Origin of the sequence: Streptomyces sp. NPDC101160 (assembly GCF_044768205.1) — a bacterium.
Taxonomy (GTDB): domain Bacteria; phylum Actinomycetota; class Actinomycetes; order Streptomycetales; family Streptomycetaceae; genus Streptomyces.
Genome location: NZ_JBIWPJ010000004.1, coordinates 330,081 through 344,974, shown reverse-complemented (window position 1 = coordinate 344,974; position 14,894 = coordinate 330,081). Strand labels below are relative to the sequence as shown.

Genomic DNA, 14,894 nt, shown 5'->3' with positions numbered 1-14,894 from the left:
TCCGGCCCCGGACGGCACGGTTCGGCCATGGCTTACCGGTTACGTGCGCGGAAGGGGGAGGATGGGACCATGCAGCCCCGAAACATGTCCATGAGCGGCGTCGTCGACCTCGCCGCGGTGAAGGCGGCCGGTGAGGCCAAGGCGAAGGCGGAGCAGGCGCGCGCCGAGGCGGCGCGGCACGGCGGTTCGCCGGCCGTCGCCCCCTCCGCCCTGGTGATCGACGTCGATGAGGCGGGCTTCGAGCGCGATGTGCTCGAACGTTCCGCCGAGGTCCCGGTCGTCATCGACTTCTGGGCCGAGTGGTGCGAGCCCTGCAAGCAGCTCGGCCCGCTCCTCGAGCGCCTCGCCGTCGAGTACAACGGCCGCTTCCTGCTCGCCAAGGTCGACGTCGACGCCAACCAGATGCTGATGCAGCAGTTCGGCATCCAGGGAATTCCGGCCGTTTTCGCGGTCGTCGCCGGCCAGGCCCTGCCGCTCTTCCAGGGCGCGGCGCCCGAGGCGCAGATCCGGCAGACCCTCGACCAGCTGATCCAGGTCGGCGAGGAGCGCTTCGGCCTCACCGGGCTCCGGGTCGACGCGGACGCGGCGGCGGACGGCGGCCCGGCGGCGCGCCCGGCCGGCCCGTACGACGCACTGCTCGAAGCGGCCATGTCCGCGCTCGACGCGGGTGACATGGCGGGCGCGGTCCAGGCGTACAAGAACGTGCTCGCGGACGACCCGGAGCACCCGGAGGCCAAGCTCGGTCTCGCCCAGGCCGAACTGCTCGCACGGGTGCAGGACATGAACCCGGCCGAGGTGCGCAAGAACGCGGCCGACAACCCGGCCGACGTGGCCGCGCAGATCGCCGCCGCGGACCTGGATCTGGTGGGCGGTCATGTGACGGACGCCTTCGGGCGGCTCGTCGACACCGTGCGCCGCACGTTCGGCGAGGACCGGGACGCGGTGCGGGTCCGGCTCCTGGAGCTCTTCGAGGTGATCGGCCCCGAGGACCCGCGGGTGGTCTCGGCCCGGCAGGCCCTGGCGAGCGCCCTGTTCTAGGCGTCCGGGGCCGTCATGGCGTCGTCATCGCGTCCCTGGAAGGGGACGATTTGGCGACACAGTGACATTCGGCGGCCGCGCTTTACCAAAACTTGGTAATCGCGGCCGCTGTTACTTGCAGTAAATCGATCTCGGGATTCTGTCCGAGTTTCTCCGATCTCATCGCCCTTTGTCGCGTGACCCGGCGGCACCCTGTGTGCCCGGACGGCGGCAGCCCGTCGCCGCGTGGTTATCAGGCCGTTACTAGCGAGTAACGAACCCCCTTGTGCGGGCGCTCGTAATGGACCACGATCGGCCACGCTCGGTCCGACACCGCACCAGCCCGGCACACCCGCCGATCGGCGCGGCGGAGGGTCCCCACCGAGCGGGCCGGCGGCCCCGCCGTCGGCCGTGGACAGGGGGGTTCCTGCTCTCACCGGCAGGGCCTGTCCAATCCGGCCGCGCGCACGGCGTGGCCAGTGGTTGTCGCTCGGGGGTGATCGCCGGTGATTCGGACGCGCGTCGTGCCGCCTGAGCCCTCGGCGCTCTCCTTCCCGAGGACGTAGCACTTCTCCCATCCCAGGACGGGCCCTGGGCCCATCCGGAGATGTACGTCCGAGAAGGAGGAATTCTCATGAAGTCCCAGGTTCGTGGCGGGACCAGATGGAAGCGGTTCGCCGTCGTCATGGTGCCGAGCGTGGCCGCGACGGCCGCCATCGGTGTCGGCCTGGCCCAGGGCGCGCTCGCCGCGTCCTTCAGCATCTCCGGCCAGGATTTCAAGGTCAGTGCCGACAGCCTCGTCGGCAAGGACTTCGTCCAGTACGGCAGCGTCGACGGCGGCAAGGACCTCGACGGCAAGGACTTCGCGGAGCCCGTCGCCGTGTCCGGCTTCTCCGAGGCCTGGATCACCAACATGTGCCAGTCCGTCGTGACGCCGAAGGTTCCGTTCGTCGGTGACGTGACGCTGGTGCTGAAGGCCGGCACCGAGGACAACAAGCCGGTCTACGCCAAGGGCATCTACCTGGATGTCGCCGAACTGAAGGCCGACGCCGAGTTCGGCAACATCGACATCGGTGTCGCGGCCGGCGCCCTGCCGAAGTCCCCGGGCAAGCCGGGCATCCAGCCGAACACGAAGGCCAACCCGTACGGCTTCGGCCAGCGGGCCGAGGACGCGAAGCTCACCAACGTCCACCAGAGGGCGTGGGCCACCACCGCCGCGACCTTCAAGCTGCCGAACCTCGACCTCTCGCTGCACCGCGGCAAGGGCGCCGGGGTCGAGTGCTACTGATGCCGACGTCCGTCCAGGACTGACGCCTCAGGGGGAGGGGGCCGTCCCGTACGGCCCCCACCCGCTTCGGCACCACCTCTTCTTCTTTACCTTTCAGCAACACCGCTTCCAGGGAGCTGTTTCCATGAGCGCCGAGTCCACTGCTTCCCGCGGAGTCCCCAAAGAGAACCGGTTCAAGGTCTGGCGGCAGACCCGGCCGTTCTGGGCGGGCCTTTTCACCATGATCGGCGGCGTCCCGATCGCCTATCTCCCGTACGGGGACATGCGGCTCGGCAACATGACGCTCGCCATGCAGACGACGGCCGGAGCCGGTGCGCTGATCATCGGTGTCCTGCTCATCACGCTCGGTCTCACCATGTGGTTCCAGCCTCACGTCCGGACCTTCGCCGGTGTCGCGGCGATCGTGCTCGCGCTGGTCTCCATCCCCGTGTCGAACTTCGGCGGCCTGGTCGTCGGCTTCCTCTTCGCCCTCGTCGGCGGCGGCATGTCCGTGGCCTGGGCCCCGGCCGGCCCCTTGGCGCAGGAGACGTCGGATGTGAGGGCCGAGGAACAGCCCGTGGCCGAGCCGGCCGAGCACCACATGCACGACGGCACGACGCAGCCCGTGATCCCGCACCAGGGTTCCGAGCCGCAGGTGGCCGAGACCACGACCGAAGCCAACGGCGGGAGGAACAGTGCGGGGTGACGAAACACAGTCGGCCGGGACGACGAGAGGGCCGCGCCACGCGGCGCCCCGCAAGTCCTTCCTGAACAAGATCCACGTGCCCGCCGGCAAGGCGATGGCCCTCGCGGCCATGCCCACCGCGGTGCTCGTGGGCATGGGCCTGGCACCCCGGCTCGCCCTCGCCGACACCAACGGCACGGACATCCCCTTCGCCCCCGGCCCCTGCGTGACCCGCTCGGACGAGCCGACGCCCGACGCGACCGACACCGCCAAGCCCGACGGGACGCAGTCCCCGAAGCCGACGGCGAGCGCCACCGCGACCGACAAGCCGGCGCCGGACACCTCCGCGAGCACCGAGCCCACGCCGGGCGCGACCACGGCCGCGCCGACCCGGCAGCCGGCCGGCACGACGTCCGCGCCCAAGACCACGTCCGCGCCGCAGCCGTCCGCGCCGAAGCCGACCGCGACGAAGTCGACCAACCCGCTCGACCCGCTGGGTCTCGGCGACGCGCTGGGCGGTCTGCTCGGCCTCACGGCGACGAGCAAGGAGGCCGCCCCGGCCCCGACGGCGACCACGGCCGCCCCGAAGCCGAGGTCCTCGACCGCCCCCACGGCCTCGACGGCGCCGACGTCCTCGACGGCCCCGAAGCCGACGCCGACGGCGACGGCCGGCAAGACCGTGGACAAGACGGCCGACGACACGGTCGACAAGACCAAGGACGCCATCAAGGCCGCCGCCGACAAGGCCGGTGCCACCACCACCGAACTGGCCGACTCCGCCAAGGGCCTCGACGCCAAGAAGGACACGGACATTCCGGACGGCGCCAAGCCGCGCTTCCCGTGCCCGACGCCCGACCCGCAGGCGCTCGCCGCGGCCGACCTGGACGAGGGCGTGCCGCTGCTCCCGGACGAGCCGTGGATCCTCCAGACCAGCAAGCTGGAGCTGCGCGGTCTCAAGTACCACGGCATCGTCGAGGTGAAGACGGGCAGTGGCAAGATCAAGAAGGTCCTCAAGTTCACCGCGGACGAGGTGGACATCTGGAACCTGCACCAGCTGACCGTCCACTCCGACGGCCTGACCGGCCACGTGCGCTCCAACCCCGGGTCGGAGTCGACCATGCGCCACGGGACGGTGACCATGTACACGGAGGAGCTGAAGGGCAACCTCTTCGGCCTCATCCCGGTCACGTTCAGCCCGCAGACCCCGCCGCCGCTCGACGTTCCGTGGGCGATCTTCACCAACTGCACGGTGAAGCAGGCCGGCCAGTTCGGCGGCACGCTCACGGTGCCGGGTCTGCGGAACACGATCGAGCCGAGCTGACCCGTACGGCACCAGCGAGACCCTTCCGGGAGCCGCACACGACGGAGCCCCCGCCCCTCCGAGGAGGGACGGGGGCTCCGTCATGTGCGTCAGGCGTCAGGCGCTCTCGGGGCCGCCGAGGTGGTGCACCCGGACCATGTTCGTGGTGCCAGGGACGCCGGGGGGCGAGCCGGCGGTGATGACCATGGTGTCGCCCGGGTTGTAGCGCTGGAGCTTGAGCAGCTCGGCGTCGACCAGGTCGACCATGGCGTCGGTGTTGTCCACGAACGGGACGAGGAAGGACTCGACGCCCCAGCTCAGGGTGAGCTGGTTGCGGGTGCTCTCGTCCGTGGTGAAGGCCAGGATCGGCTGGGCCGCGCGGTAGCGGGAGAGGCGGCGGGCGGTGTCGCCGGACTGGGTGAAGGCGACCAGCGCCTTGCCGCCGAGGAAGTCGGCGATCTCGGCGGCCGCGCGGGCGACCGAACCGCCCTGCGTGCGCGGCTTCTTGCCCGGGACCAGCGGCTGCAGACCCTTGGAGAGCAGCTCCTCCTCGGCCGCGGCGACGATCTTCGACATCGTCTTCACGGTCTCGATCGGGTAGGCGCCGACGGAGGACTCGGCGGAGAGCATGACCGCGTCCGCGCCGTCCAGGATCGCGTTGGCGACGTCGCTCGCCTCGGCGCGGGTCGGCCGGGAGTTGGTGATCATCGACTCCATCATCTGGGTGGCGACGATGACCGGCTTGGCGTTGCGGCGGCACATCTCGACGAGGCGCTTCTGCACCATCGGGACGCGCTCCAGCGGGTACTCCACGGCGAGGTCGCCGCGGGCCACCATGACGGCGTCGAAGGCGGCGACGACGTCCGCCATGTTCTCGACGGCCTGCGGCTTCTCGACCTTGGCGATGACGGGGACCCGGCGGCCCTCCTCGTCCATCACCTTGTGGACGTCCTTGACGTCCTCGGCGTTGCGGACGAAGGAGAGGGCGACCATGTCGCAGCCCATGCGGAGCGCGAAGCGGAGGTCCTCGACGTCCTTCTCGGACAGGGCCGGGACGTTGACGGCCGCGCCGGGCAGGTTGATGCCCTTGTGGTCGGAGATGACCCCGCCCTCGACGACGATCGTCTTGACCCGCGGGCCGTCGACCTCGACGACGCGCAGCTCGACGTTGCCGTCGTTGATGAGGACCTGGTCGCCCTTGGAGACGTCGCCGGGCAGGCCCTTGTACGTGGTGCCGCAGATGGACTTGTCGCCGGGGACGTCCTCGGTGGTGATGGTGAACTCGTCACCGCGCACCAGCTCGACGGGGCCCTCCGCGAAGGTCTCCAGACGGATCTTGGGGCCCTGCAGGTCGGCGAGGACGCCGACGGCACGGCCGGTGTCCGCCACCGCCCGGCGGAGACGGTCGTACCGCTCCTGGTGTTCTGCCTGGGTCCCGTGGCTCATGTTGAATCGGGCCACGTTCATGCCGGCCTCGATGAGAGCCTTCAGCTGCTCATAGGAGTCGACGGCGGGGCCCAGCGTGCAGACGATTTTGGAACGGCGCATGAGGCGGATCCTATCGGTTTGTTTCGCGGCGGAATATTCCGTCTGGTGGAAAGTACAAATGGGCGGGGGGCCGCTCAGGCGTTCACTCCTTCAGGGGTTGATTCGCTCACAAGTGCGTAGCTCTGTCGGGCGATCTCCAGCTCCTCGTCGGTCGGCACGACCGCCACCGCCACCCGCGCGTACTCCGGCGAGACGATCCGGGGCTCGTCGGACCGGACGGCGTTGAGGTCCGCGTCCACCGCCAGGCCCAGCTCCTCCAGGCCGGCGATGGCGGCCTCCCGAACGGGGGCCGCGTTCTCGCCGACCCCGGCCGTGAACGCCACCGCGTCGACCCGGCCGAGCACCGCGTAATAGGCGCCGATGTACTTCTTCAGCCGGTGGACGTAGATGTCGAAGGCGAGCGCCGCGCGCCGGTCGCCCTCGTCGATCCGGCGCCGGATCTCCCGCATGTCGTTGTCGCCGCACAGTCCGACGAGCCCGGACCGCTTGTTCAGCAGCTCGTCGATGTCCTGGGCCGACATGTCCGCGTTCCGCATCAGATGGAAGATGACCGCGGGGTCGACGTCGCCGGAACGGGTGCCCATGACCAGGCCCTCCAGCGGGGTCAGCCCCATCGAGGTGTCCACGCACCGGCCGCCCGCCACCGCCGACGCGGAGGCCCCGTTGCCCAGGTGCAGCACGATCACGTTCACCTCCTCGGGCGCCTTGCCGAGCAGCCTCGCCGTCTCCCGGGAGACGTACGCGTGCGAGGTGCCGTGGAAGCCGTAGCGGCGGATCCGGTGCGCGTCCGCCGTCTCCACGTCGATCGCGTAGCGCGCCGCGGCCTCCGGCATCGTGGTGTGGAAGGCGGTGTCGAAGACGGCGACCTGCGGCAGGTCGGGGCGCAGCGACATCGCCGTACGGATGCCCACGAGGTTCGCCGGATTGTGCAGCGGGGCCACCGGCACCAGGCGCTCGATCTCGGCGAGGACCTCGTCGTCGATGACGGTCGGCGCGGTGAACCGCAGCCCGCCGTGCACCACCCGGTGGCCTATCGCCGCGAGTTCGGGGGAGTCAAGGCCGATGCCGTCCGCGGCCAGCTCCTCGGCGACGGCCTTCAGCGCGGCCGCGTGGTCGGCGATGGGCCCGCTCTTCTCGCGCCTCTCCGCTCCGCCTCCCAGCAGCGGCGTGTGGACGAGCCGCGAGGTCTCCTCGCCGATCCGCTCGACGAGCCCCTGCGCCAGGCGGCTGTCGTCACGCATGTCGAGCAGCTGGTACTTCACCGACGAGGAGCCGGAGTTGAGGACCAGTACACGGGTGGGGGTCGTCATGCCGGGAGCTCCTGGGCCTGGGACTGGATCGCCGTGATGGCGACGGTGTTGACGATGTCGCTGACGAGGGCGCCGCGCGAGAGGTCGTTCACGGGCTTGCGCAGACCCTGGAGCACCGGGCCGACGGCGACCGCGCCGGCCGAGCGCTGCACGGCCTTGTAGGTGTTGTTGCCGGTGTTGAGGTCCGGGAAGATCAGCACGGACGCCTGTCCGGCGACCTCAGAGCCGGGCAGCTTGGTCGCCGCCACGGACGGCTCTACGGCCGCGTCGTACTGGATCGGCCCCTCGATCATCAGCTCCGGACGGCTCTCGCGGACCAGCTTGGTCGCCTCGCGCACCTTGTCGACGTCGGCGCCGGAGCCCGAGGTGCCGGTGGAGTACGAGAGCATCGCGATGCGCGGCTCGACGCCGAAGCGGGCGGCGGTGGCCGCGGACTGCACGGCGATGTCGGCGAGCTGCTCGGCGTTCGGGTCCGGGTTGACGGCGCAGTCGCCGTACACGAGCACCTTGTCCGCCAGGCACATGAAGAAGACCGACGACACGATCGAGGCGTCCGGCTTCGTCTTGATGATCTCGAAGGCGGGGCGGATCGTCGCGGCCGTGGAGTGCACCGAGCCGGACACCATGCCGTCGGCCAGGCCCTCCTCGACCATCAGGGTGCCGAAGTAGTTCACGTCCGAGACGACGTCGTACGCGAGCTCCACCGTCACGCCCTTGTGGGCGCGAAGCCGCGCGTACTTCTCGGCGAAGGCGTCGCGCAGCTCGGAGGTCTGCGGGTCGATCAGCTGGGTGTCGCCGAGGCTCACGCCCAGGTCGGCGGCCTTCTTGCGGATGACCTCGACGTCGCCGAGCAGGGTGAGGTCGCAGACGTCGCGGCGGAGCAGCACGTCGGCGGCGCGCAGCACCCGCTCCTCGGTGCCCTCGGGCAGCACCACCCGGCGCCGGTCGGCCCGGGCCTGCTCCAGGAGCTCGTGCTCGAACATCATCGGGGTGACCCGGCCGCTGCGGGCCACGGAGAGCCGGCGCAGCAGGTCGGCGGTGTCGACGTGGCGCTCGAAGAGACCGAGCGCGGTCTCCGCCTTGCGCGGGGTCGCCGCGTTCAGCTTCCCTTCGAGGGAGAAGAGCTCGGCGGCGGTGGGGAAGCTGTTGCCGGGCACCGAGATGACGGGCGTGCCGGGCGCGAGCTTCGCGGCCAGCGTGAGGATCTCGTCGCTGGGCCGCTCGTTGAGGGTGAGCAGCACACCGGCGATCGGCGGGGTGCCGGCCGAGTGCGCCGCGAGCGCGCCGACGACCAGGTCGGCCCGGTCCCCGGGGGTCACGACGAGACAGCCCGGGGTCAGCGCGTTGAGGAAGTTCGGCAGCATCGCGCCGCCGAAGACGAAGTCGAGGGCGTCGCGGGCGAGCCCGGCGTCGTCGCCGAGGACGACGGAGGCGCCGAGCGCGTGGGTGATCTGGGCGACGGTCGGCGCGGCGAGGGCCGGCTCGTCGGGGAGCACGTAGCAGGGCACCGGCAGCCGGGCGGCGAGCCGCTCGGCTATCCCGGCCCGGTCCTCGCCGGCGACCCGGTTGACCACCATCGCGAGCACGTCGCAGCCCAGCCCGTCGTACGCGCGGAACGCGTTGCGCGCCTCGGCCCGTACGGACTCCGCGGGCTGGCCCTTGCCGCCGACCACCGGGATCACCGAGGCGCCGAACTCGTTGGCGAGCCGGGCGTTCAGCGCCAGCTCGTCCGGCAGCTGGGTGTCGGCGAAGTCGGTGCCCAGGACGAGCACGACCTCGTAGTCCCGGGCCACGGCGTGGAAGCGGTCGATCAGGACGGAGACCAGCTCGTCGGTGCCCCGCTCGGCCTGGAGCGCGGACGCCTCGTGGTAGTCCATGCCGTAGACGGTGGCCGGGTCCTGGGTGAGCCGGTAGCGGGCGCGCAGCAGGTCGAAGAGGCGGTCCGGGCGGTGGTGGACCAGCGGCCGGAACACCCCCACGCGGTCCACCTGGCGGGTGAGGAGCTCCATGACTCCCAGCTCGACGACCTGCCGGCCGTCCCCGCGGTCGATCCCGGTCACGTACACGCTGCGCGTCACGCCGTGGTCTCCTGTCCGAATTCCCATGGGCCTGATGTCAAGCCGGTGTGTGTAAAAACCACCGATAGGGCGGCAATGCCCTCTTGACAATACCTCTGCGGCTCGATACGACGCCCGCTGGACGAAGGGCACGGAAGCCCGGGACCAAAGGCCCCCGAGGCCCCGCCGGGGCGGCGGACGCGGAGTAGCAGCGAGCGCGCCCGCACCGCCGACCGTGTGAGAATCGACGCGGCTCACACGTACCACTACCGAGCAGGAGACCCAGCACGATGCGCATCGGAGTTCTGACAGCGGGCGGCGACTGTCCCGGCCTGAACGCGGTGATCCGGTCGATCGTGCACCGGGCCGTGACGCACTACGGCGACGAGGTCATCGGTTTCGAGGACGGCTACGCGGGCCTGCTCGACGGGCGCTACCGCCGCCTCGACCTCGACGCCGTCAGCGGCATCCTCGCCCGCGGCGGCACCATCCTCGGCTCCTCCCGCCTGGAGCGCGCCCGCTTCCGCGCCGCCTGCGACAACGCCAAGGAACTCATCGAGAAGAGCGGCTTCGACGCCCTCATCCCGATCGGCGGCGAGGGCACGCTCACCGCCGCCCGGATGCTGTCCGAGGCCGGCGTGCCCGTCGTCGGCGTGCCGAAGACCATCGACAACGACATCTCCGCCACCGACCGCACCTTCGGCTTCGACACCGCCGTCGGCGTCGCCACCGAGGCGATGGACCGGCTCAAGACCACCGCCGAGTCCCACCAGCGCGTCATGGTCGTCGAGGTGATGGGCCGGCACGCCGGCTGGATCGCCCTGGAGTCCGGCATGGCCGCCGGCGCCCACGGCATCTGCCTGCCCGAGCGCCCCTTCGACCCGGCCGACCTGGTCAAGATGGTCGAGGAACGCTTCGCGCGCGGCAAGAAGTTCGCCGTCATCTGCGTCGCCGAGGGCGCCCATCCCGCCGACGGCACCATGAACTACGGCAAGGGCGAGATCGACCAGTTCGGCCACGAGCGCTTCCAGGGCATCGGCACCGCCCTCGCGTACGAGCTGGAGCGCCGCCTCGGCAAGGAGGCCCGGCCCGTCATCCTCGGCCACGTCCAGCGCGGCGGCACCCCGACCGCGTACGACCGGGTGCTCGCCACCCGCTTCGGCTGGCACGCGGTGGAGGCCGCGCACCACGGCGACTTCGGCAACATGACGGCGCTGCGCGGGACGGACGTACGGATGGTTCCGCTGGCCGAGGCCATCACCCAGCTGAAGACGGTGCCGGAACACCGGATGCGCGAGGCCGAGTCGGTCTTCTGAGGCTTCCGAGTGGTCTGCCGGGCGGGGCCGGGCCGAGCGGGGCCGAGCCGAGCCGAGCGGCGCTGAGCCGGGCCGGGCTGAGCCGAGCCGAGCGGCGCTGAGCCGGGCCGGGCTGAGCCGGGTGGGGCCGAGCCGGGCCGAATCCCCGCTTGAGCCCGGCGCCGCGATCAACAAGGCTTGGCCCCTGGGTTGGCGGCGAAGGGGCGGCAGGCATGACCACGGGGGACGGGCCGGGGGGCCGGCCGGGGGACGAGCCGGACGACCAGTCGGAGGACTGGCCGGAGGACGACCCGGAGGGCCGGCCGGGGGACGGCCCGGAGGAGGGTCCGCTCGTCTGGCCCGGCTGTGAAGCGGCGGCGCCCGACGAGACGCCCGTCCCCGAGGAGGAGCCGCCCGGCCCGCGCTCCCGGCTGCGCCGCACCCTCGTCGCCGGCATCGCCGTGACCGGGCTCGTCCTCGCGACCGTCAGCGTGGTCGCCGTCATGCGCGACGGCATCCCGGGCCACCGTCGGCACCCGGCCCTCACCGCACCCGACGAAGGCCCGGTGCGGATCCGGGTCGTCGGCTCGGACCTGTGCCTGGGCGAGCGCCGCGGCAGCCCGAGCGGGCAGGTCCACCAGCGGGACTGCGCGGACGCGGACGTGCCGGCCTACACCCTCGAACGGCTGGGAGCCGCAACCTGGCGGATCATCACGGACCACCCGGACCGCGGCCCCGGCTGCGTCGGGATACCGGGCAGCGGCCGGATACCCGGCGCCGCCCTCGAGGACGCCGAGTGCGGCGACCCGACCCGCGTCGAAGGCTTCGTCCTGGCGCCGTACGGCACCCCCGTCACCGGCTGGCGCATCCTCCCGGCCGGCTCCGTGGTCCCCGGCGGCTGCGTCACCTTCGTCGGCGACCCGAAGGCCGCGTGGGCCTCGCTCGCCCAGGCGCCGTGCCGGCCGGACGCCCGCGGCCAGCTCTTCAGCTTCGACCGCCGGGACTGAAGCGCGGTAGCCGTGACCGAACGCGGTAGCCGTGACTGATCCACGTCAGCCGTGACTGAGGCGCGGTAGCCGTGACTGACGCACCTCAGCAGTGACTGACGCACGCCACCCGTGGCTGAAGCGCCGCAGCCGTGCCGTCACGGCTACTGGCCGACGGCCGCCCAGAAGTGCTCCGTGATCTCGTCGAGGTACGCGCGGCCCGCGTCGCCCGTCGCCCCCGACGCGCCCCAGCTGCTCGTCGCCGCCATCCGGGCGTGGTAGTCGTCGAAGAGCTGCTGCAGCGCCTTCTCCACCGACTGCTTCGGCAGCAGGACCAGCTTCACGACCGGCTTCACGTACCCCTGCCAGCGCGTGGTCGCCGCGTCCCGCAGCAGCCCGGCCAGTTTCCCGTCCGTGCCCGTCGCCGTGAGCAGCGCGCGCGGCCCGAGGCCGAGGACCTCGGCGAGGGCGGCGGTCTGGCGCTCGTTGCCGCGCCACTGGCCCGACTCCTCCATCCGTACGTACGCGGAGGGGTCCAGGCCCACCCGGCGGGCCAGGTCCTCGGGCGCGAGGGCGCGGGCCAGCCGGTGCTCGCGCAGGGAGGTCGCGGAGGTGAGCAGCTCGGCCGGGGAACACCACAGGACCCCGGCGAGCGCGGTCAGCTCCTGGGAGGTGGGGGCGATCCTGCCGCGCTCCCAGGCCATCACGATCTCGGGGGTGACGAGGAGGCCGTACTGGGCGCGCAGACCGTAGGCGACGTGGCCGGGCTGCATGCCGAGACCCTCGCGCAGACGGCGGGCGGCGAGGGCGTTGAAGGGTGGAGAGGGTTGGTGCACCCCGCCACGGTAGGAGCGCAGGGTGACCGCTGGCTACGGTGCGTTCACCCAACGCTCATGGTCGTAGGAAGATGGGAACTGATCAGTAGGCGCGGGGCGTCCGCTCGGCCTCCCCGAGCCAGCGGTACTGCAGCTCGGGCCGCCCTATCTGTCCGTACTGCGGGGCCCGGGCCGCCCGGCCCGCCGTCACCAGGTGCTCCAGATAGCGGCGCGCGGTGATCCGCGAGATCCCGACGGCCGTGCCCGCCTCCGCCGCCGTGAGCCCGTCGGCCGCCGCCCGCAGCGAGCGGGTCACCGCCTCCAGGGTCGGCCCGCTCAGCCCCTTCGGCAGCGCGGCGGGCTGCGGGGCGCGCAGCGTCGCGAGCGCCCGGTCCACCTCGTCCTGCCCGGACGCCTCCCCGGCCGACGCGCGGAACTCCGCGTACCGGGCGAGCCGGTCCCGCAGCGTGGCGAAGGTGAACGGCTTGAGCACGTACTGCACGACGCCCAGCGACACGCCCTCCCGCACGATCGCCAGGTCGCGCGCAGACGTCACCGCGATCACGTCCGCCGCGTGCCCGGCCGCGCGCAGCGCCCGCAGCAGCTGCAGCCCGTGCCCGTCGGGCAGGTAGAGGTCGAGCAGGATCAGGTCCACCGGCACCCGGTCGAGCACCCGCACGGCCGCGGCCCGCGAGTGCGCGACCCCGACCACCGTGAACCCGGCCACCCGTCCCGCGTACAGCGCGTGCGCGTCGGCGGCGACCGGATCGTCCTCGACGACGAGCACCCGGATGCCGGGCTTCGCTGCGATGTCGCTCATGCGCGCGCCTCCAGGGCGGTCTCCGGTCCGGTACGGGCGGATGTGCCGGCCGCGGCACGGACGGCGTCAGGGCCGGGGGGAGGTCCGGCGGTACGCGCGGGGGTACGGTCCAGGGGCAGCCGGGCCGTGAACTCCGCGCCGCCCAGCGGGGATTCGGCGAGCGTGAGGCTTCCCGACGCCCGGGTCACCGCCTGCTGGACGAGCGCCAGGCCGAGCCCGCGGCCCGGGCCCCGGGTCGACCAGCCGCGGTCCAGGACGGCGGCGCGGTCCTCGGGCCGTACGCCGGGTCCGTTGTCGCCGACGCGCAGCAGCAGCTCGCCGCCCTCGGCGAGCGCGGTCACGGTGACCCGGCCGCTGCGCGGAGCCGTCGGCGCGTCACCGAGCGATCCCGGCTCATGGGCCGGGCCGGCCGAGCGCGGCGCGGGGACGGTGCCGCCCGCCGCCTCCACCGCGTTGTCGACGAGGTTGCCGAGGATCGTCACCAGGTCGCGGGCCGGCAGCGACACCGGCAGCACGCCGTCGTCGATCCGGCTGTCCTCGGTCAGCACCAGCTCCACGCCCCGCTCGTTGGCCTGCGCCGCCTTGCCGAGCAGCAGCGCCGCGAGCACCGGCTCGCCGACCGCGCTCACCACCCGGTCGGTCAGCGCCTGCGCCAGCTCCAGCTCGGCCGTGGCGAAGTCCACCGCCTCCTCGACCCGGCCCAGCTCGATGAGCGACACGACGGTGTGGAGGCGGTTCGCGGCCTCGTGGGCCTGCGAGCGCAGCGCCTCCGTGAAGCCCCGCTCCGAGTCCAACTCGCCGGAGAGTGCCTGCAGTTCGGTGCGGTCCCGGAGCGTGACGACGGTGCCGCGGCGCTCGCCGCCGACCACCGGGCGGGTGCTGACCACGAGCACCCGCTCGTCCGTCAGATGCAGCTCGTCCACCCGCGGCTCCGACGCGAGCAGCGCGCCCGTGAGCGGCGCCGGCAGCCCGAGCTCCGCCGCCGAGCGGCCCACGGCGTCGTCCGCCAGGCCGAGCAGCTCCCGCGCCCCGTCGTTGATCAGCGCGATCCGCCGCTGCCCGTCCAGCATCACCAGACCCTCGCGCACCGCGTGCAGCGCGGCCTCGTGGTAGTCGTGCATCCGGCTCAGCTCCGTCGCGTTCATCCCCTTGGTGTGCCGGCGCAGCCGGGCGTTGATCACGTACGTGCCGACGCCGCCGAGCGCGAGCGCCGCGCCCGCCATCCCGAGCAGCGCGGTCACCTGCTCCCGTACCTGCTCGCTGATCCGCTCGATCGTGATGCCCGCGCTGACCAGGGCGATGACCCGGTCGTGATCGGCATGGTCACGGACCGGCGCGACCGTGCGGACCGAGGGCCCGAGCACGCCCAGGTGCGTCTCGGAGAAGGTCTCGCCGCGCACGGCGGGCGCGATGTGCCCCAGATAGCTGCGGCCGATCTGCTCCGGCTCCGGGTGCGTCCAGCGGGTGCCGTCCGGAGCCATGATCACGACGAAGGTGACACCGGTCCGCCGGCGCAGCTCCTCCGCGTACGGCTGGAGCACCGTCGTCGGGTTCACCGTCCGCGCCGCGCGCGCCGCCGCGACCACCGAGGGCGAGGCGGCGACGGCCGTCGCGGTCGCCGTCGACTGGCGGCGCGCCGTCTCCTCGGCCTCGGCACGGTCCGTCACGTACGCGAAGACGGCGCATCCCGCGACGACGACGGCCACGAGCACGACCTGCATCGCGAAGAGCTGAGCTGCGAGGCTGCGGGGCCGGGGGAGGGGGAGACGCATGCGTGCCAGTGTGCCCCGCCCG

At 72.4% G+C, this 14,894-nt stretch carries 12 protein-coding genes; 6 read left to right on the top strand and 6 right to left on the bottom strand.

The window, feature by feature from the left end:
* Positions 1-69: 69 nt before the first annotated feature.
* From ACIRSU_RS14575 to ACIRSU_RS14560, 4 genes are all read left to right on the top strand, one after another.
* Positions 70-1,038 (top strand): tetratricopeptide repeat protein, encoded by a 969-nt coding sequence (locus ACIRSU_RS14575; RefSeq protein WP_403791955.1) that lies wholly within the window; start codon positions 70-72, stop codon positions 1,036-1,038.
* Positions 1,039-1,651: 613 nt separating this feature from the next.
* Positions 1,652-2,305 (top strand): DUF6230 family protein, encoded by a 654-nt coding sequence (locus ACIRSU_RS14570; RefSeq protein WP_403791954.1) that lies wholly within the window; start codon positions 1,652-1,654, stop codon positions 2,303-2,305.
* 124 nt (positions 2,306-2,429) lie between these two features.
* On the top strand, positions 2,430-2,990 hold the full coding sequence (locus tag ACIRSU_RS14565) for a DUF6114 domain-containing protein (protein WP_403791953.1): 561 nt from the start codon (positions 2,430-2,432) through the stop codon (positions 2,988-2,990).
* Positions 2,980-4,290, top strand: coding sequence for a hypothetical protein (locus ACIRSU_RS14560; RefSeq protein ID WP_403791952.1), 1,311 nt, complete (start codon positions 2,980-2,982; stop codon positions 4,288-4,290). The genes ACIRSU_RS14565 and ACIRSU_RS14560 overlap by 11 nt, the downstream gene beginning before the upstream one ends.
* Before the next feature lie 96 nt (positions 4,291-4,386).
* On the opposite strand, the gene pyk is transcribed toward ACIRSU_RS14560, so the two are convergent.
* The 3 genes from pyk to pta form a co-directional block, all read right to left on the bottom strand.
* On the bottom strand, positions 4,387-5,817 hold the full coding sequence (pyk, locus tag ACIRSU_RS14555) for a pyruvate kinase (protein ID WP_403791951.1): 1,431 nt from the start codon (positions 5,815-5,817) through the stop codon (positions 4,387-4,389).
* A gap of 74 nt (positions 5,818-5,891) precedes the next feature.
* Positions 5,892-7,127 carry an acetate kinase gene (locus ACIRSU_RS14550; protein ID WP_403791949.1) on the bottom strand — a complete coding sequence of 412 codons (1,236 nt, stop codon included), beginning with the start codon at positions 7,125-7,127 and terminating at the stop codon, positions 5,892-5,894.
* The gene (gene pta / locus ACIRSU_RS14545; protein WP_403791948.1) at positions 7,124-9,205 is read right to left on the bottom strand and encodes a phosphate acetyltransferase; all 2,082 of its coding nucleotides are present in this window, start codon (positions 9,203-9,205) and stop codon (positions 7,124-7,126) included. Before pta ends, ACIRSU_RS14550 begins: the two co-directional genes overlap by 4 nt.
* A 269-nt stretch (positions 9,206-9,474) precedes the next feature.
* On the opposite strand from pta, the gene ACIRSU_RS14540 reads away from it, so the two are divergent.
* Complete coding sequence (locus ACIRSU_RS14540; RefSeq protein ID WP_403791947.1) at positions 9,475-10,500, top strand: 6-phosphofructokinase; 1,026 nt, start codon at positions 9,475-9,477, stop codon at positions 10,498-10,500.
* 212 nt (positions 10,501-10,712) lie between these two features.
* Entirely contained in the window at positions 10,713-11,486 is a 774-nt protein-coding gene (locus tag ACIRSU_RS14535) for an RICIN domain-containing protein (protein ID WP_403791946.1), read from the top strand.
* Between the two features lie 143 nt (positions 11,487-11,629).
* Here the strand turns inward: ACIRSU_RS14535 and ACIRSU_RS14530 are convergent, their stop codons facing one another.
* The 3 genes from ACIRSU_RS14530 to ACIRSU_RS14520 form a co-directional block, all read right to left on the bottom strand.
* Positions 11,630-12,238, bottom strand: a complete 609-nt coding sequence (locus tag ACIRSU_RS14530) for a helix-turn-helix domain-containing protein (RefSeq protein ID WP_403792568.1) — start codon at positions 12,236-12,238, stop codon at positions 11,630-11,632.
* 145 nt (positions 12,239-12,383) lie between these two features.
* Positions 12,384-13,100 (bottom strand): response regulator, encoded by a 717-nt coding sequence (locus tag ACIRSU_RS14525; RefSeq protein WP_403791945.1) that lies wholly within the window; start codon positions 13,098-13,100, stop codon positions 12,384-12,386.
* On the bottom strand, positions 13,097-14,872 hold the full coding sequence (locus tag ACIRSU_RS14520; protein WP_403791943.1) for an ATP-binding protein: 1,776 nt from the start codon (positions 14,870-14,872) through the stop codon (positions 13,097-13,099). The genes ACIRSU_RS14525 and ACIRSU_RS14520 overlap by 4 nt, the downstream gene beginning before the upstream one ends.
* Between the last annotated feature and the right edge of the window lie 22 nt (positions 14,873-14,894).